Source organism: Streptomyces sp. NPDC052107, assembly GCF_040680215.1.
GTDB lineage: Bacteria > Actinomycetota > Actinomycetes > Streptomycetales > Streptomycetaceae > Streptomyces.
Window position 1 is genome coordinate 1 of record NZ_JBFAWG010000068.1, and the last position, 16,847, is coordinate 16,847.

Annotated in this window: 16 protein-coding genes; 13 read left to right on the forward strand and 3 right to left on the reverse strand. The window is 68.6% G+C overall.

The window, feature by feature from the left end; genetic code table 11:
• Positions 1–125: 125 nt before the first annotated feature.
• From AB0M27_RS37315 to AB0M27_RS37325, 3 genes are all read right to left on the reverse strand, one after another.
• Complete coding sequence (locus AB0M27_RS37315) at positions 126–1,418, reverse strand: ammonium transporter (RefSeq protein WP_365728841.1); 1,293 nt, start codon at positions 1,416–1,418, stop codon at positions 126–128.
• A gap of 151 nt (positions 1,419–1,569) precedes the next feature.
• Positions 1,570–2,070 (reverse strand): hypothetical protein, encoded by a 501-nt coding sequence (locus AB0M27_RS37320; RefSeq protein ID WP_365728843.1) that lies wholly within the window; start codon positions 2,068–2,070, stop codon positions 1,570–1,572.
• A gap of 185 nt (positions 2,071–2,255) precedes the next feature.
• Positions 2,256–2,699, reverse strand: a complete 444-nt coding sequence (locus AB0M27_RS37325) for a hypothetical protein (protein WP_365728898.1) — start codon at positions 2,697–2,699, stop codon at positions 2,256–2,258.
• An 850-nt stretch (positions 2,700–3,549) separates the two neighbouring features.
• Between AB0M27_RS37325 and AB0M27_RS37330 the strand changes: the two genes are divergently transcribed.
• The 13 genes from AB0M27_RS37330 to AB0M27_RS37390 all read left to right on the forward strand — a co-directional run bounded on the left by AB0M27_RS37330 (position 3,550) and on the right by AB0M27_RS37390 (position 16,847).
• Positions 3,550–5,055 (forward strand): APC family permease, encoded by a 1,506-nt coding sequence (locus tag AB0M27_RS37330; RefSeq protein ID WP_365728845.1) that lies wholly within the window; start codon positions 3,550–3,552, stop codon positions 5,053–5,055.
• Positions 5,052–5,408 (forward strand): hypothetical protein, encoded by a 357-nt coding sequence (locus AB0M27_RS37335; protein WP_365728847.1) that lies wholly within the window; start codon positions 5,052–5,054, stop codon positions 5,406–5,408. Before AB0M27_RS37330 ends, AB0M27_RS37335 begins: the two co-directional genes overlap by 4 nt.
• A 147-nt stretch (positions 5,409–5,555) precedes the next feature.
• The gene (locus tag AB0M27_RS37340) at positions 5,556–6,200 is read left to right on the forward strand and encodes an XRE family transcriptional regulator (protein ID WP_365728849.1); all 645 of its coding nucleotides are present in this window, start codon (positions 5,556–5,558) and stop codon (positions 6,198–6,200) included.
• A gap of 234 nt (positions 6,201–6,434) precedes the next feature.
• Entirely contained in the window at positions 6,435–8,759 is a 2,325-nt protein-coding gene (locus AB0M27_RS37345) for a DUF1989 domain-containing protein (protein ID WP_365728851.1), read from the forward strand.
• 96 nt (positions 8,760–8,855) lie between these two features.
• Complete coding sequence (locus AB0M27_RS37350) at positions 8,856–10,196, forward strand: NAD(P)/FAD-dependent oxidoreductase (RefSeq protein ID WP_365728852.1); 1,341 nt, start codon at positions 8,856–8,858, stop codon at positions 10,194–10,196.
• 6 nt (positions 10,197–10,202) lie between these two features.
• Positions 10,203–11,048 (forward strand): formyltetrahydrofolate deformylase, encoded by an 846-nt coding sequence (gene purU / locus AB0M27_RS37355; RefSeq protein WP_365728853.1) that lies wholly within the window; start codon positions 10,203–10,205, stop codon positions 11,046–11,048.
• A gap of 96 nt (positions 11,049–11,144) precedes the next feature.
• Entirely contained in the window at positions 11,145–11,504 is a 360-nt protein-coding gene (locus AB0M27_RS37360; RefSeq protein WP_365728855.1) for a cupin domain-containing protein, read from the forward strand.
• 1 nt (position 11,505) lies between these two features.
• Positions 11,506–12,021, forward strand: coding sequence for a dimethylamine monooxygenase subunit DmmA family protein (locus tag AB0M27_RS37365; protein ID WP_365728857.1), 516 nt, complete (start codon positions 11,506–11,508; stop codon positions 12,019–12,021).
• Positions 12,018–12,950: a PDR/VanB family oxidoreductase gene (locus tag AB0M27_RS37370; protein WP_365728858.1), complete on the forward strand. Its 933-nt coding sequence runs from the start codon at positions 12,018–12,020 to the stop codon at positions 12,948–12,950. The genes AB0M27_RS37365 and AB0M27_RS37370 overlap by 4 nt, the downstream gene beginning before the upstream one ends.
• On the forward strand, positions 12,947–13,948 hold the full coding sequence (locus tag AB0M27_RS37375; RefSeq protein WP_365728860.1) for a DUF3445 domain-containing protein: 1,002 nt from the start codon (positions 12,947–12,949) through the stop codon (positions 13,946–13,948). Before AB0M27_RS37370 ends, AB0M27_RS37375 begins: the two co-directional genes overlap by 4 nt.
• On the forward strand, positions 13,945–15,273 hold the full coding sequence (glnT, locus tag AB0M27_RS37380; RefSeq protein WP_365728861.1) for a type III glutamate--ammonia ligase: 1,329 nt from the start codon (positions 13,945–13,947) through the stop codon (positions 15,271–15,273). Before AB0M27_RS37375 ends, glnT begins: the two co-directional genes overlap by 4 nt.
• 30 nt (positions 15,274–15,303) lie before the next feature.
• Positions 15,304–16,176 (forward strand): glutamine amidotransferase, encoded by an 873-nt coding sequence (locus AB0M27_RS37385; RefSeq protein WP_365728863.1) that lies wholly within the window; start codon positions 15,304–15,306, stop codon positions 16,174–16,176.
• The gene (locus AB0M27_RS37390) at positions 16,164–16,847 is read left to right on the forward strand and encodes a glutamate synthase (protein ID WP_365728865.1); all 684 of its coding nucleotides are present in this window, start codon (positions 16,164–16,166) and stop codon (positions 16,845–16,847) included. The genes AB0M27_RS37385 and AB0M27_RS37390 overlap by 13 nt, the downstream gene beginning before the upstream one ends.

The window sequence follows — 16,847 nt, forward strand, 5'->3', positions numbered from 1 at the left end:
CCGAGAACACCGTCTGCACGAGCTCGTTGACATCCTTCACGCGAATGTCAACGACCCCCACCACTTTCCGTCACCACCGAATGTGAGACAGGGCCTGATATACACTCCCGCCCGCCACGGTGTGGCTAGCCTGCCGGGACAGGCGCAGGTGTCGGGGTGCTCGTGGAGGTGCTGAGGTCGTAGGCGCTCTCGGCGTGCAGGTGCGCGTCGACGCCCTCCTGTTCGACCTCGGGCCGCACCCGCAGGCCCACCGTCTTGTCCAGGGCCTTGGCGATGAGCCAGGTGACGGCGAAGGAATACAGCAGGACAGTAAAGGCACCGACGGCCTGCTTGCCCAGGAGTGTCAGGCCGCCGCCGTAGAGGAGGCCGTCGACGCCGTTGGGGGCGGCCGCCGTCCCGAGGATGCCGACCAGGAGCGTTCCGGTGATGCCGCCGACGAGGTGGATACCGACCACGTCCAGGGAGTCGTCGTAACCCAGCTTGTACTTCAGGCCGACGGCGAAGGCGCAGACCGCGCCGCCGATCGCCCCGAGGACGAGCGCGCCGACTGGGGAGACGGCACCGCAGGACGGGGTGATGGCCACCAGACCCGCGATCGCGCCGGACGCGGCGCCGAGGCTTGTGGAGTGGCCGTCGCGGAGCTTTTCGACGAGGAGCCAGCCCAGCATCGCTGAACATGTGGCGATGAAGGTGTTCAGGACGACGACGGACGCGGCGTTGGAGGAGGTGAGCGCGGAGCCTCCGTTGAAGCCGAACCAGCCGAACCACAGCAGGCCCGCGCCGAGCATCACCAGGGGCAGGTTGTGGGGGCGCTCCGTACCTCCCTCTCTCTTCCACCCGATACGCCGGCCGAGGACGAGGATGACGGCCAGGGCAGCGGCACCAGAGTTGATATGGACGGCTGTGCCGCCCGCGAAGTCGATCGCTCCGAGCTTGTTGACGATCCAGCCGCCCACGACACCCTTGCCGTCGAAGGCGAAGACCCAGTGGGCGACGGGAAGATACACCAGCGTCACCCAGATGCCGGTGAACGCCATCCACGCACCGAACTTGATGCGGTCCGAGATGGCACCACAGATCAGCGCGGCGGTGAGCGCCGCGAAGAGGGCCTGGAAGCAGGCGAAGACCGAGAGCGGGACGACGGCCTGCGGATCGTCCTTCATGACACCGCTCATGCCGAAGTACTCGGAGAGGTCACCGAGGAGGCCGGCGCCGCCGATCGAGTTGCCGAACGAGGCGGAGAAGCCGTAGACGACCCAGATGCATCCGACCAGGGCAACGGCCCCGAACGTCATCATGATCATGTTCAGGACGCTCTTGGCGGCGACCATACCGCCGTAGAACAGTGCCAGCCCCGGCACCATCAGGCAGACGAGTGCCGTGCTCGCGAGCATCCAGGCGGTACTTCCCGTGTCCATGCACACGCTCCAGCGAGTGGTAGGGAAACTTTGTTTCGCCGCAGTAGACCCGGGATGCGTTACAGGACAACCACGCGCGGAATTAAGGGCGAGTTTCGGCCTGTTGTATGTGCTCCTCAGTGCTGCGGGCTGTCCCCGAACGCCGTCACCGTCAAGAAGCGAATGGGCAGTTCGACCAGCTGCACCTGACCATGTGGGGGCCTCGCCGTCGAACTGGAGGGCGTCGCCGGGACGCAGGGTGTAGCCCGACTTGCCGTGGCCGTACACCATGACGCCCTCCAGCAATCGTCTCCGGCTGTGCGGCGGTGAGTTCGGGCTCGTCGTGCAGGAGGAGGAGCCGGGTCCAGGCGTCGAGGTCGGTGGCGATCGTGGTGGCCGGCACCCAGGCCACATTGAGCTGCCAGGACTTCGAGGGCAGCAGCCCGAGGCCGACCCGCTTGATCGCTTTGACGCGGTCCTCGACCTCGGCGTGATCGCGGTAGAGGGCGTCCACGAACCACACCTGCCCGGAGCCGGGCACCCCGGAAAGCCGTTGGTGGGCGGGGATGTTCGTGGCGACGATCTGGTAGTGCCAGCCGGTGCGGCGGTCGAAGACGGTCAGCTTCTTCGCATCCCGGCGCGAGGGCTTGACCCGGCGCACGATCAGCCGCATCCCCTGCGGCCAGCCGGTCAGGTCGCGCAGGCCGGTCAGCTCGGCGACCTGGTAGGACAGCCGCTCCCCATCGGGGCCTTGGTCTCGTGGACCTCGCCGTCCTGCCGCAGCGCGCAGGCCTACGCTCTCTCGGGCAGCCGCGCGATCGCGGCCTCGTCCGTGTCGTTGATCGCCCAGCCGGTCACTCAGCGCACCCGGCGCCGGTTCGTGGTCAGCTGCTGGAGGTGGTCGAGGAGGGCGTGGCTGAAGGCCGCGCCGTCGATCCGGATCAGCAGTTTCGACCACAGCGGCAGCGGGATTTGCCGCAGCGCGGCAGTCAGGACCGTCTTGTGGTCGGCGACGTCGTTGGGCGGCGCGTGGGGTTGCACGGTGCCGTGGTCCACCATCATGCGTCGCGAGAAGGCGATGTCGATCCCGCTCGCAACGACGTTCTCGACCATGCGCTCGGCGAGCTCCATCGGGACGTCGAGCGGCTCGTCCGAGGTGCCGTAGTCACCTACGCCTTGCGCGCCGAGCCCGATGCAGTAGGGCGGCATGAGGTCGTGGAAGAACCCGTTGTAGTGGTCCGGTCCGAAGTCGACGACCAAGTCGGGGGCGAACACCTCGGCGAATCGCCTCGCCCCGGCCAGCGCCGCCTCACATGAACGCCCTGGCGGCGCCGTGGTCCGCCAGGCGTCGCGACTCCGGGGCTTTCCCTACCGAAACGCTGCTGGAGTACCAGTAGTGCACCGGGGTGCTCACCGGAACGGGACGCCGGGAGGAATGGCGGCCGGCTCTTCGTTGCGGGATTTCCGCCACCTGGCGCCGGCGCAACGAGCCGCCATCGGATTACCGCCGCTCGCCTTGCTGCCTGCCCGGTGATCCGACCAGCGCTGTCCCTGTCCTCCCGCGACTTGAGGGGCCCGGAGAATCCGGCCCAGCGTCGGGCTTCACGATGCCCACGCACGGGAAACGGACGCCATCGGGCGTGAGGTGCAACGGACTTGACACGTACCCGAAACCCATCACCCGTCCACTGAAGTTATCCTTCGTTTCATCGAGATGGACATCTCCAGGGGTTGAGGTGGGCGCCTCGCAGGGCTCAATCCGCAAGGGAGGCGTGTCCCAGAACTTGCCGAGCAGCATGGACATTGACGGCTTCCATGAGGCCGGGAACGTCGGGAGTGTAAGCGGTGCGGCACGGTGCGGTGTCCGCCGAAGTCCGGATTGCCGCGAGACGCGGGTGCCTGCCCGCAGCAATTACGTGACCAATCCGGAATGGGGGCGCGACCGCGCCTCAAGGTCGACGACGAACGCCTGCCCGACCGCCGCACCTCCCAGTCCAGCGCCAGCATCTGACCGGCTCACCGGTCCTCCGGGCGTTCCTGCTCCGGATCCGCACCCACCTCGCCATTCCCAGCACATGGCCGGTCGCAAGGGGCTCATGCGCTACCGCCACACCGCTGCACAATTGCTCGCCGACTGCTGGAAGGACATGCCGTGACAGTTTCCCGCGAAATCACCGAATCGGACGCCGTGCCGAGCACTGCCACCATCGCCGTCGATGACCGCTCACTGCTCAAGACCATGCACTGGTACGACGGCTTCGTCATGGCGCTGTCGAACCCCGGATTCATCATCGCCAACATCGGCTACACCATCGGGCAGCTCGGCGCCCTCGGGGCCCTGGCCGTCTGGCTCGGTTCGATGGTCATCGCCGTGCTGCAGAACAAGATCTACACCGAGCCGGCCACGATGTTCCCCTCCCACTCCGGCGGCATCCCGATGTACGCCTTCGAGGGCTGGCGCAAGCGGTTCACCCTGGCCGGACCGATGTCGGCCATCGGTTACTGGGCGGGATGGTCGTCGGTCCTGGCGATTTTCGGGATGACCATCGGCGGTCTGGCGCAGTCGCAGTGGTTTCCCGGCCAGACGTGGAGCACGTCCGGCGTGATCCATCTGGACCTGCCACGGGTCATCGCCGTCGGACTGATCCTGGCCATCTGGGTCATCAACGCGCTGGGCATCAAACCGGTCAAAATCCTCGGATACCTGACCGGCGGACTCCTCATGGTGCCGTTGGTGCTCTTCGCGCTGGTGCCGTTCTTCCTGTCGGACTTCGAGTGGTCACGGATGAGTTGGGGGTTCGCTGGGGCTGGGGCCTCGGGCTGGGGCGCTGTGCAGCTCGCGCTCGTCTGGCTGTACTTGAACGCCTGGTCCGCCTACGGGGTGGAGGTCTGCGCCACCTTCGCTCCGGAATACCACGACACCGAGCGGGACACCCGGCTGGCCCTGCAGCGTTCGGCGATGTTCGCACTCGCCGTGTATGCGCTGCTCCCGCTGGCCCTGGGCGGGGTGATCGACCAGAAGACCATGGCGGAGTCACCGCTCGGGTTCTACACGGAGCTCCTGCACCGGGAGATCGGCAGCGGGCTGTCGAATGTCGTGATCATCTTCATGATCGGCAGTTTCATCCTGGGCATGAACGCGGCGAGCGCCGGCGGAGCCCGGACCCTGTACGGGATGTCCAAGTCCGGGATGACCGTGCGCTGGCTCGGTCACCTGAACAGGCACAACGTGCCCAACCGCGGCATGTATGTCGATGTGGTGGCCAACATTCTCGCGGTGCTGCTGCTTCCGAGCACCGTCGCGGTGCTCGCCGCAAGCAACCTCGGCTACGTCCTGTGCCACGTCCTCGCCCTGTCCGCCGTGGTGCTGATGCGCCGCGACCGGCCCGAATGGCCGCGACCCCTGCGGCTGGCCAAGGGTTGGGTGATCCTGGCCGGTGTGCTGGCCGTGTTCAACGTGGTGCTGCTCGTCGTCGGGTCCCTGTCGTTCGGACTGACCGGCTACGGCGGCTTCGGTCAGCTGCTCATCGGCATCGGCCTGCTGGCTTTCGCCTGTGTGCTGTACGTGTACCGGCAAGTCGTCGAAGACAAGGAGAGTTTCCGGCTACGCGACGACACTGTCGAACAGGTCGCGACTGTCGAGCAGGTCGCGGCGTGAACCTGACGATCACCTGCGGATGCGGCAGCGCGGGCAAGATCCGGTACACCGGACTCGATCAGGCCTGGCAATGCCCGGACTGCGGCTCCGCCTGGCAGGCCGACCAGCGATCCGCCACCCGGTTCGCCGAGTTCGCCGCCGAACTTCGCCGGATCCGACTCACGGTCCTCCTCGGTGTGCTGTTGGCGGTGACCTCGGCCGCGGTTCTCGCCGTCATCCAACCCGGTCGGATCCTATTGGTACCCATCGTCCTCGGTGGCGCCGCGTTTCTGTACCGGCCGCGATACCGGCGCCGACTGGCCCAGGTGTACCAGCAGCTGCCCCAGGCCGTATCACCGAGCAAGCGATCATGATCTTCTTCGTGCTCCTCGCCCGGCTGCTGCCCGACCACATGCACACCGGCGAGCGCTGAGCATCGCGGCCAGGGCTCCGGCTGTCCGCGGGGATCATGGCATACCCGCCCGCACCGGCCGTTATGCTGCTGGGATGGACGGCAAACCATGAACGAGGAGCAGGAACGGATCGACCACGGCCCGGCCGCCCGTGAGGTCAACCAACCGGCACCCGTCGAGGGAGCCTTGGAGCGGGCGATAGCGTTGCAGGTGCGCCGCTACCGACAGGCGACCGGGCTGACCGTCGGTGATATGGCGAAGCGGGCGGGCATCTCCAAGGCCATGCTTTCGAAGATCGAGAACGCCCAGACCTCGTGCAGCCTGACCACCCTGTCTCGCCTTGCGGCGGCGCTCGACGTGCCGGTGACCGCGTTGTTCCGGGGCGCCGACGACAATCGCGAGGCGGTGTTCACACAAGCCGGCACCGGAGCGCGGATCGTGCAGCGCGGTTCGCGCGTGGGGCACGACTACACCTTGATCGGCGCGCTGCGTGGACAGCACAAACGGATGGAGGCTCATCTCGTCACCCTGACCGAGCAGAGTGAGGTGTTCCCGCTCTTCCAACACCCGGGCACTGAGCTGCTGTTCATGTTGGAGGGCGAGATGGTCTACGGACACTGCGACGCCTCGTACCGGATGCGTCCCGGTGACGCGCTGCAGCTGGACGGCGAGGGCATGCACGGCCCGCAGGAGCTGGTGGAGCTGCCGATTCGCTTCCTCTCCGTCGTGGCGTACGGGGACATCGAGGCCTGACCCCGCACGTCGCGACGACAGCTGCCGGCCACACACTGAAGAGCTGAATCCTGAAGAGCTGAATCGAAGCAGCGGAACACAAGCCCGGTCCCGTAGATCAAGGGGGCCGGGTCTTCCCTTCACTGACACGGACTGAGCGTCGACCGTTACATGCCGTAACTGCCATGAAACCAGCGAGCCAGTTTCCTCTCGGGATACTCAATTTCATCAGAGGACACTGAGAGGTGAGCTCGCATGGTACAGCTGTCCCCGCCACCCCCACGACTCCTCCTTCCCGGCCTCACCCCACGCGAGCCGGGAGTCGAGACCTATCCGGTGCGGCCCGGCGGTCTCACCGGCGTACGGCTGGCCCCCGGCGACCGGATCACCGTGATCGACCGGCACGGCAGGCAGCCCGCCGAGCTCACGGTCCTCGACCGGACAGGCTGCACCGGCGCCGCGCTCGGGATCACCCTCGATGTGCCCGCGACGGTGCTGCGGACGTCGACCGCTTCGCCGGTGGCCGCCGAGTACGGCGTCGACCCCCACCAGGCCCTGGCCGTACAGCTGTTCGGGACCTGGTCCGCCGCCGGGTCCCGGGAGACGTTCACCGCCGCCGAGGAGGCCGTCGCCCTGGTCGCGGCTCCGGCCGCTCCCATGGACGTCCACGATGCGACCGCGAATCCTCCCTCCGACCTGCTCGTCGAAGTACGCCGGGCCGCCCCCCGCCGCACACTTGAGCCGCTGCTGCCCGAGCCGCTCGCCGAGCCCGTGCTCGATCTGCGGATCGACGCCGCGAGCGCCCGCGCGTACGAGGTCAAGAAGGGCCAGTACGTCCAGGTCATCGATGTCGGGGGGCGCCAGTGCTCCGACTTCCTTGCCTTCGGCTCCCGGCAGTTGCAGCACGGCGTCGAGCGCGGTCTCGACGCGACCACCACCCGCCATTTCACGGGCCGCGCCTATCCGCAGCCCGGTCTGCACGGCAAGTTCTACGACGAGGAGGCCCAGCCGCTGGTGGAGGTCGTCCGCGACACGGTCGGGCGCCACGACACCTTCGGACTCGCCTGCAACGCCAAGTACTACGAGGACATGGGCTACCCGGGCCACCTCAACTGCACGGACAACTTCAACGAACGGCTCAGCGGCTACGGGGTCGCCGCCCGGACCGGCTGGCCCGCCCTGAACCTCTTCTACAACACCGACTTCGACGACGACCACCGGCTGATCTTCGACGAACCGTGGTCCCGTCCCGGCGACTACGTCCTGCTGCGCGCCATGACGGACCTCGTCTGCGCCTCCTCCGCCTGCCCCGACGACATCGACCCGTCGAACGCCTGGGTGCCGACCGACATCCACGTCCGCGTCTACGACGCGAGGAGGTCCTTCTCCATGGCCATCGCCCACCGCGTCACCCCGGAGGCCGAGCCGACGCTCACCAGGCCGACGGCGTTCGCGCCCAGGACCCAGGCGCTGACCCGTCAGTTCACCGAGTACCGGGGTTTCTGGCTGCCCGACAGCTACGACAACCACGGCCCGCAGGCGGAGTACTGGGCCTGCCGCGAGCGCGCCGCAGTCATGGACCTGTCCGCGCTGCGCAAGTTCGAGGTCACCGGCCCGGATGCGGAGACCCTGCTCCAGGCCACCCTCACCCGCGACATCCGCAAGCTCTCGCACGGCCAGGTCGTCTACTCGGCGATGTGCAACGAGACCGGCGGAATGCTCGACGACTGCACCGTCTTCCGGCTCGGCGACACCAACTTCCGCTTCGTGGGCGGCGACGACTACGACGGCGTCTGGCTGCGCGAACAGGCCGAGCGCCTAGGCCTGGACCGCGTCTGGGTCAAGCCGTCCACCGACCAGTTGCACAACATCGCGGTCCAGGGACCGGCGAGCCGCGAGCTGCTCGCCGGGATCATCTGGACGCCACCGACCCAGCCCGCCTTCACCGACCTGGGCTGGTTCCGCTTCGCGATCGGCCGGCTCGGTGACCACAACGGGATTCCGCTGCTTATCTCCCGTACCGGCTACTCCGGCGAGCTCGGCTACGAGATTTGGACGCATCCCCGCGACGCCACCGCCCTGTGGGACGCGGTACGCGAGGCCGGCGAGCCGTTCGGCCTGACCCCGCTCGGGCTCCAGGCGCTCGACATGCTGCGGATCGAGGCCGGGCTCGTCTTCGCCGGATACGACTTCTGCGACCAGACCGACCCGTACGAGGCGGGCATCGGCTTCACCGTCCCGCTGAAGTCCAAGGAGGACGACTTCGTCGGCCGCGAGGCGCTGCTCGCCCGCAAGGCCAGTCCGCAGCGCACCCTCGTCGGACTGGAGCTGGAGGGCAATGAACCCGCCCGGCACGGCGACTGTGTGCACGTCGGCCGCTCCCAGGTCGGCGTGGTGACGAGCGCGACCAGGTCCCCGATCCTGCGCAAGAACATCGCCCTCTGCCGGATCGCCGTCCAGTACGGCGATCTCGACACGGCCGTCGAGATCGGCAAGCTCGACGGCCACCGCAAGCGCATCCCGGCCCACGTGGTGCGCTTCCCGTTCTACGACCCGGACAAGACCCGCCCCCGCTCCTAGGCCCTGCCGTCAAACTCCCCCGCCCTCCGGGCGGTCGACGAGAGTTTGACGACAGGACCTGAGCCTGTCCCCGTTTCCTTCCCCCGGAGGTTCAGCATGTCCCGCGTTGCCATCATCGGTGCCGGCCCCAGCGGCCTGGCCCAGCTCCACGCCTTCGAGGAGGCCCGGCGCGGTGGCGCAGACGTCCCCGAGGTCGTCTGCTTCGAGAAGCAGAGCGACTGGGCCGGCCTGTGGAACTACACCTGGCGCACCGGACTCGACGAGCACGGCGACCCCGTCCACGGCTCGATGTACCGCTACCTGTGGTCCAACGGGCCCAAGGAGTGCCTCGAGTTCGCCGACTACACGTTCGACGAGCACTTCGGCGGGCCCATCCCGTCGTTCCCCCCGCGTGAGGTGCTCTACGACTACATCACCGGCCGGGCGAAGAAGAGCAACGTCCGCCAGTACATCCAGTTCGACTCGCCCGTCAGCCGGGTCGCGTTCGACGCGGAGTCCGAGCTCTTCACGGTCACGGTGGAGAACCGGGCCGACGGCACGAGTCGTACCGAGGTGTTCGACTGGGTGATCGTCGGCACCGGACACTTCTCGACGCCCAACTTCCCCGAGTACCCGGGCTTCGCAGCCTTCCCGGGGCGCATTCTGCACTCCCACGACTTCCGTGACGCGGGCGAGTTCGCGGGCAAGGACCTGCTGATCCTGGGCAGCAGCTACTCCGCCGAGGACATCGCGCTGCAGTCGCTCAAGTACGGCGCGAAGTCCGTCACCATCTCCTACCGCACCAGCCCGATGGGCTTCGGCTGGCCGGACGGCATCAGCGAGGTACCCGGCCTGGCCCGGGTCGAGGGGCGTAGCGCACACTTCGTCGACGGCACCGCACAGGATGTGGACGCGATCATCCTGTGTACCGGATACCAGCACAGTTTCCCGTTTATGGAAGAGGAGTTGAGGCTGCGGACCGGCAACAACCTGTATCCGGAGAAGCTGTACAAGGGAGTCGCGTGGACGCCCAACCCCAAGCTGATGTACCTGGCGATGCAGGACCAGTACTACACGTTCTCGATGTTCGACGCGCAGGCCTTCTACGTGCGTGACATTGTCCTCGGCCGGATCCAACTGCCCGGCGCGGCCGCCATGGAGGCCGACGTCGCGGCCTGGCGGGACCGCCTGGAGACCCTCGACGGGCCGATGGACGACATCGACTTCCAGACCGACTACCTGCGCGATCTCCTCGCGGCCACCGACTACCCGGACTTCGACCTCGCCTTGGCCCGTGAGCACTTCGCGACCTGGGAACACCACAAGGAGGAGTCCATCACCGGCTACCGGAACAAGTCCTTCACCTCCCCGTGCACCGGAACGGTCGCCCCGGTCCACCACACCCCGTGGTGGGACGAGCTCGACGACTCCCTTGCCACCTTCCTGCGGACGAAGTGACCGGCCATGGACCGCTATCTCGTGACGCTGAAGTGCCGGGACCGGCCCGGCATCGTCCGGGCGCTCGCGGACGCCGTCTACGACGTCAAGGGCGATATCACCGAGAGCGCCCAGTTCTCGGACCCGAGCACCGGGCTGTTCTGCATGCGGACAGTGTTCGCGAGCCCCCAGACAGACCACGCGGTCGTACGGGACACGCTCGGCACGAAGCTCGCCGGCTTCGGGCCGGTACTGACCGTGCGCACCGAACACACCTGGCGGCGGGCGCTGTTGATGGTGTCCAAGTCCGAGCACTGTCTCGACGATCTGTTGTACCGGTGGCAGACCGGCGAACTGCCGGTCGAGGTGCCCCTCGTGGTCTCCAACCACGCATCCGCACGGGCCACCGCCGAGCGCTACGGCGTCCCCTTCGTCCACATCCCGGTGACGCCTGCCACCAAACGCGAGGCCGAGGCCCGACTGCTCGAACTCGTCGCCGAGCACGCCGTCGACTTCGTGGTTCTCGCCCGCTATATGCAAGTGCTGACCGACGAGCTGTGCCGGCAGCTCCCGGGCCGGATCATCAACATCCACCACTCCTTCCTGCCGGGCTTCAAGGGCGCGAAGCCCTATCACCAGGCGCACGAACGGGGCGTGAAGCTGATCGGCGCCACGGCCCACTTCGTCACTCCCGACCTCGACGAGGGCCCGATCATCGAGCAGGACGTCGTACGGGTGGGACATCGCCACACGGCTGACGAGCTGGTGGCGATCGGCCGCGACATCGAGCGGCTGGTGCTTGCACGGGCGGTGCGGCTGCATGCCGAGGACCGGGTGCTGCTCACCGGGCACCGCACCGTCGTCTTCAGCTGAGCGTGACGTAACCCGAGTTCACAGCGGCGTAACCCATCCATCGTTTCACCGTATGACACTAGATCTCACGTCAGGATACAAACCAGGAGGGCGAGGATGACCACGACCGAAGGGCCGATCCTGAAGGTGCAGGACGGCGCAGCCAACCTCCCGAGCATGGACGTCGAGGGATCCAAGGCGTTCATCGGCGACGCGTTCGTCAACCCGGGCGGAGCGGTGATCTGCTCCGGCTTCTTCGAGCTGTTCCACTCCGAGCCGCTCGTCTACGAGTACACGTACGACGAGACCAAGTACATAGTCGAGGGCGACTTCACCCTCACCGACATGGCGACCGGGCAGGTCGTCACCGCGGTCAAGGGGGATGTGCTGTTTTTCCCCAAGGGCACGACGGTGAAGTTCGAAACCTCCGACCACGCCGTCGGCTTCTACGCCGGCCACCGCTCCTTCGCCCCCTGACATGGGCCTGAAGCACTCGAGTGTCCCGCGCTGGCCGACGGCCGACCCGGGCCTGGACCTCACCGGGCGCGCGTACGCGGTGATGACCTTCGGGCCCGCCGCGGCCGCGCTCGGGGCCCTCTGGCGGGGCGAGTCGGCGGCCCTGGGACGAGCGGTCTGGTCCTGGCACGGCGAGGCGGCCACGGAGGTCGGCCTCGCCGGGCTCCGCGAGCAGATCGTCTCCGCCACCGTGGGGTGGCGGCTGCTGCTCGCGGGCCCGCAGTCCGAGGTGCTGCTCGCCTACGCCGAGGCAGTACGGGGCGGGGTGCTCGATGCGGAGATCACCGTGGTGGTCACGGACGCCGCACAGCGCCGGGTGTGGTGCTCGCACTGCCGGGCGACGACCGTCGCCGAGGTGGCGCTCGGCGCGGAGACCGACTGCGCGGGGTGCGGGCGCTCGCTGCTCGTGTACCACCACGTGTCGCGGCGGCACGCCGCCCACCTTGGGTTCATGGCCGATGCGGAGGAGCTGCCATGATGCTGAAGCTGGTCGTCCGGCGCACTACCGAGATCGCCGACGACATCCGCGAACTCGTGCTGGCCCGCTCCGACGGCGGCCCGCTGCTCGCGCATCCGCCGGGCAGCCATGTGGTCGTCGAGTGCGGGACGCGGCGCAATGCCTACTCGCTGACGAGCAGCGGGATCGAACCGTACGAGTACACCATCGCCGTACTGCGGCTGCCCGGCGGAAACGGCGGGTCGGAGCAGATGCATCGCTTCCGGGCCGGTGACCGGGTGGCCGTGTCCTCCCCGCGCAGCGACTTCCCGCCGGTGTCCACCGCGGCGCGCCACCTACTGATCGCCGGGGGCATCGGGGTCACACCCATGCTGAGCCACGCGCGCGACGCGGTGCACTGGGGACGGGACGTACGGCTGCTGTACGGGCACCAGGCCGGCAAGGGCGCGTATGTCGAAGAGCTGGCCCGGCTGCTCGGCGGGCGGATGCAACGGGCCAGCGGCTCGGAGGAGTTCGCGGGGCTGCTGCGCGAGGCGCTCGTCTCGCAGCCGATCGGCACTCATCTGTACGTGTGCGGTCCGGCGTCGCTGATGGACCGGGTGATCGAGGAAGCGACCGCCGTCGGCTGGCCGCCGCAGCGGGTGCATCTGGAGCGGTTCACACCGGCCGAGCTCGATCCGGGACAGCCGTTCACGGCGCGGCTCAGGCGTTCGGGCCGGAGCGTCACCGTACCGGCGGGCACGAGTCTGCTCGACGCACTGGAGCAGGCCGGGGTGCCGGTGGCGAACATGTGCCGACAGGGCGTGTGCGGTGAGTGCCAGGTGCCGGTGTTTGCCGGGCGGCCCTTGCACCGCGACGAATTCCTGACCCAGGACGAGCGTGCGGCCGGCGACAGCGTCATGTGCTGCGTGTCCCGCAGCGAGACCGAGCACCTGGAGGTGGACCTGTGACGGTCACCGCACTCCCCGCGCGGATTACCCGCTTCCCCTTCCCGTTCCGCGCCGACTCCTACCGCTACTCCACCAATGTCGAGCCCGCCCGGGTGCCGGTCGTGACGGAGGCGGGCGAGTGGGGCGGCGCCATCCTCGACGTCGACGCAGAGTACGCGGACGAACTCGCCCAGCGCGAGCGGATTCTGGCGGCCGACCCGACCCGGCTCACCGTACTGCCTCACATGCGCCCTGCCTGCTGGGACGCCCTGCACACCGTGCTGCGCGAGCTCGCCGCGCTCCATCCGCAGGTGATGGAACTGCGCCGGGAGGGGCACGAACTCCTCTGGCGCAACGACCTCCTCGGCGTGGAGCAGCGTTTCCGCGACGGCGAGGACGACTCGCTACCCGGCGGACCGCTCGGGTTCCTCGGCAGTCAGGTCCAGGACGACATCGTGCTGCTCGACCAGCGCGAGGGGTCCCTGTGGGCCGACGCCGGACTGGTCACCTTCGCAGCCGACTGGTCGCTCCGCTTCGACGTCGGGATGCGCTTCCTGGAGGTGCACGGCCCGGTGCCACGCGTCCACGAGGAGGGGATCATCTCGCGTGCCGAGCGCTTCCTCATGCGACTGCAGCCCGGCCAGGAGTACCGGCGTACCAACTGGACGATGTCCGTGGACCGGCGCCTCGACCAGTCCACCGAGGTCTATCCGGCCTGGGGCAGGGACCGGCGCCTGATCGCGGAGGCACCCGCGCAGGAGCTCGCCGAGCGGCTGCAGCTGCGCGTCGAGGTGCAGCACCTCATCCGGCTCGGCGCTTCGGGGGCCGTGATGTTCCTCATCCGCACCTACATGCTGTCGCTGGCAGAGCTGGCGCAGGTGTCGGCCTGGCAAGCGCGATTCGGGCGCGTCCTGGCCGAACTGCCCGACGACATGGCCGAGTACAAGGGCCTGACCCGCTTCCGCCACCACGCGGCGGACTGGCTGCTGTCCCCTCAATCGCCTCCGGAGCCCTCATGACCGTCGATGCCCTCCCGTCCGCCGACCTCGCCGCCCGTGCCCGCGCCGACGATGTGAAGTTCCTGCTCGCGCTGTTCGTGGATCTGACGGGCAAGCCGTGCGCCAAGCTCGTCCCCGTCGAGGCCGCAGACGAACTCCAGCACGAGGGCGTCGGTTTCGCCGGATACGCGGTCGGCGCGATCGGCCAGCAGCCCTGCGACCCCGACCTGATCGCCATCCCCGACCTGGACTCGTACACGCCGCTGCCGTGGGTGCGCGAGGGCCTCGCTCTCGTGCACTGCGATCCGCATGTCCAGGGAAAGCCGTGGCCGTACGCACCACGAGTGATCCTCAAGACACTGCTCGAGCGGGCCCGTGAGCGGCAGCTGGAGCTGTACGCCGGCGCGGAGATCGAGTACTTCCTGGTCGCGCGTGACGCCGGGGGACGGATCGCGCCCGCGGACGCCAAGGACACCAGCGTCCAGCCCTGTTACGACGCGCGCGGGCTGACCCGGATGTACGACCACCTCACCGCGGTCTCGACTGCGATGAACAAGCTGGGCTGGGCCAACTACGCCAACGACCACGAGGATGGCAACGGCCAGTTCGAGCAGAACTTCGCCTACGCCGACGCGCTGACCACGGCCGACCGGGTCATCACGGCCCGCTATCTGATCTCGATGCTCGCGGAACAGCGGGGCATGACAGCGACGTTCATGCCCAAACCGTTCACCGACCGCACCGGCAGCGGCATGCATCTGCACCTGTCGCTGTGGAACGGCGACACCGCACTCTTCCCGGAAGCCGAGGACGAGCGAGCGCTGGGCCTGTCCGGGCTGGCGTACTCCTTCCTCGCGGGGATCCTGGAGCACGCGCCCGGCATGCAGGCGGTGCTCGCCCCGACCGTCAACTCCTACAAGCGCACCGGGGCCGTCTTCACCCGCTCGGGCGCCACCTGGTCGCCGCGGCACGCCAGTTACGGCGGCAACGACCGTACGCACTTCGTCCGCGTCCCCGACGGCGACCGCATCGAGCTGCGCGGCGGCGACGGCTCCGCGAACCCGTATCTGGCGCTGGCGGCGGCCCTCGCGGCCGGGCTCGACGGGATCGGGCGGAACCTGGACCCGGGCTCGCCGGGGACGGACGGCGCCAAACGCCCCGAACTACCGATGACGCTGCTGCACGCCGTCGAGGCGCTCACCGAAAACCCCGTGATCAGCGGGGCACTCGACGCCGCGGGCGCGGGGGTGTGCGACTACTTCGCCGGGCTGAAGCGCGAGGAGTTCTTCGCCTGGCACAACACGGTCGGCTCCTGGGAGATCGACCGCTATCTCACCGCGTTCTGAACCACCCGAATCCGGAAGGGGGAAGCGCCCATGTGCGGGATCGTGGGGCTCCACTTGCGTGACCCCGAACTGCATCCGCAGCTCGGTACCCTGCTCGACGCCATGCTGGGCCAGGTCGTCGAGCGCGGCCCCGACTCGGCCGGCGTCGCAGTCTACGGCGACCGGCGCCGCTGCCCGGAGGGCCACGCGGCCGTGTCGGTACTCCACGCGCCGCCCGATCTTGCGAAGGCGCTGCCCGAAGCGCTGATCACGCAGGCCGGAGACACCACGGTCGTCGCCGCGCCCCTCGCAGTCGACGCACTGGCTGCGGCCGTACGGGAGGTCGCCCCCGACGCCCGGATCGTCGGCACCGGCACCGAGCTGACCGTCTACAAGGGCACCGGCCACCCGAACGCGCTGTCCGCGACCTACGACCTGGCTGGCGCACAGGGCTGGCAGGGGCTCGCCCACACCCGCATGGCCACCGAGTCGGCCGTCACCCCGGAGGGCTGCCACCCCTTCTCGGTCGGCGACGACCAGTGCCTCGTCCACAACGGATCCTTCGCCAACCACGCCACGATCAGGCGGGAGCTGCAGGCCGAGGGGGTGGTCTTCGACAGCGAGAACGACTCCGAGGTCGGGGCCCGCTTCGTCGCCTCGCGGCTCGCCCAGGGGGAGGACCTTCATAAGGCGCTGCGCGCCCTGTGCGAGCGCTTCGACGGCTTCTACACGCTCCTGGTGACCAACGGCGACGGCTTCGCGGTGGTCCGCGACGCCATCGCCTGCAAGCCCGCGATCATCGCCGAGGCCGACGACTGGGTGGCGATGGCCTCGGAGTTCCGCGCCCTGGCCGTGCTGCCGGGCATCGAAGGCGCTCGTATCTACGAGCCCGAGCCGGAGAGGGTCTACGCATGGCACCGCTGACGTCACGGGTCGACCTGGCAACCAGCCCCGTACGGGATCTCAACGCCAAGCTGCACACCGGCTCCGTCGAGGCCTGCCAGGTCCTCAACCCGGGCGGCCGGCACGCCATCGCGGTCGGACTGCGCCATACGGTCACCGTCGACATCCACGGGCACGTGGGCTACTACTGCGCGGGCATGAACGACGGCGGCTCGGTCACCGTGCACGGCAGTGCGGGCACAGGAGTCGCCGAGAACATGATGTCGGGGACCGTACGGGTGCGCGGCGACGCCTCCCAGTCGGCCGGGGCCACCGCGCACGGCGGGCTGCTGGTCGTCGAGGGCAGCGCCTCGATGCGCTGCGGGATCTCGATGAAGGGTGTGAACATCGTGGTGGGCGGCGATGTCGGCCCCATGAGCGCGTTCATGGCGCAGGCCGGACGCATGGTCGTCTGCGGGGACGCGGGCGAGGCGCTCGGCGACTCGGTCTACGAAGCCAGGCTGTATGTACGCGGCTCGGTGGCCTCCCTCGGCGCGGACTGTGTCGAGAAGGACATGCGGGCCGAGCACCGCGCGGAGGTCGCCGAGTTGCTGGCCGCGGCGGGCATGCAACATGACCCGGCCGAGTTCCGCCGCTACGGCTCGGCACGCACGCTCTACCACTTCGCGGCCGCCAACTCCGCCGCGTACTGA

What these genes read in the sequence shown, in the direction of transcription:
- AB0M27_RS37315 (WP_365728841.1), bottom strand. Translation starts at nt 1,418, where the DNA reads ATGGACACGGGAAGTACCGCCTGGATGCTCGCGAGCACGGCACTCGTC.
- AB0M27_RS37320 (WP_365728843.1), bottom strand. Translation starts at nt 2,070, where the DNA reads ATGCGGCTGATCGTGCGCCGGGTCAAGCCCTCGCGCCGGGATGCGAAG.
- AB0M27_RS37340 (WP_365728849.1), top strand. Translation starts at nt 5,556, where the DNA reads ATGAACGAGGAGCAGGAACGGATCGACCACGGCCCGGCCGCCCGTGAG.
- AB0M27_RS37345 (WP_365728851.1), top strand. Translation starts at nt 6,435, where the DNA reads ATGGTACAGCTGTCCCCGCCACCCCCACGACTCCTCCTTCCCGGCCTC.
- AB0M27_RS37350 (WP_365728852.1), top strand. Translation starts at nt 8,856, where the DNA reads ATGTCCCGCGTTGCCATCATCGGTGCCGGCCCCAGCGGCCTGGCCCAG.
- purU (WP_365728853.1), top strand. Translation starts at nt 10,203, where the DNA reads ATGGACCGCTATCTCGTGACGCTGAAGTGCCGGGACCGGCCCGGCATC.
- AB0M27_RS37360 (WP_365728855.1), top strand. Translation starts at nt 11,145, where the DNA reads ATGACCACGACCGAAGGGCCGATCCTGAAGGTGCAGGACGGCGCAGCC.
- AB0M27_RS37365 (WP_365728857.1), top strand. Translation starts at nt 11,506, where the DNA reads ATGGGCCTGAAGCACTCGAGTGTCCCGCGCTGGCCGACGGCCGACCCG.
- AB0M27_RS37370 (WP_365728858.1), top strand. Translation starts at nt 12,018, where the DNA reads ATGATGCTGAAGCTGGTCGTCCGGCGCACTACCGAGATCGCCGACGAC.
- glnT (WP_365728861.1), top strand. Translation starts at nt 13,945, where the DNA reads ATGACCGTCGATGCCCTCCCGTCCGCCGACCTCGCCGCCCGTGCCCGC.
- AB0M27_RS37385 (WP_365728863.1), top strand. Translation starts at nt 15,304, where the DNA reads ATGTGCGGGATCGTGGGGCTCCACTTGCGTGACCCCGAACTGCATCCG.
- AB0M27_RS37390 (WP_365728865.1), top strand. Translation starts at nt 16,164, where the DNA reads ATGGCACCGCTGACGTCACGGGTCGACCTGGCAACCAGCCCCGTACGG.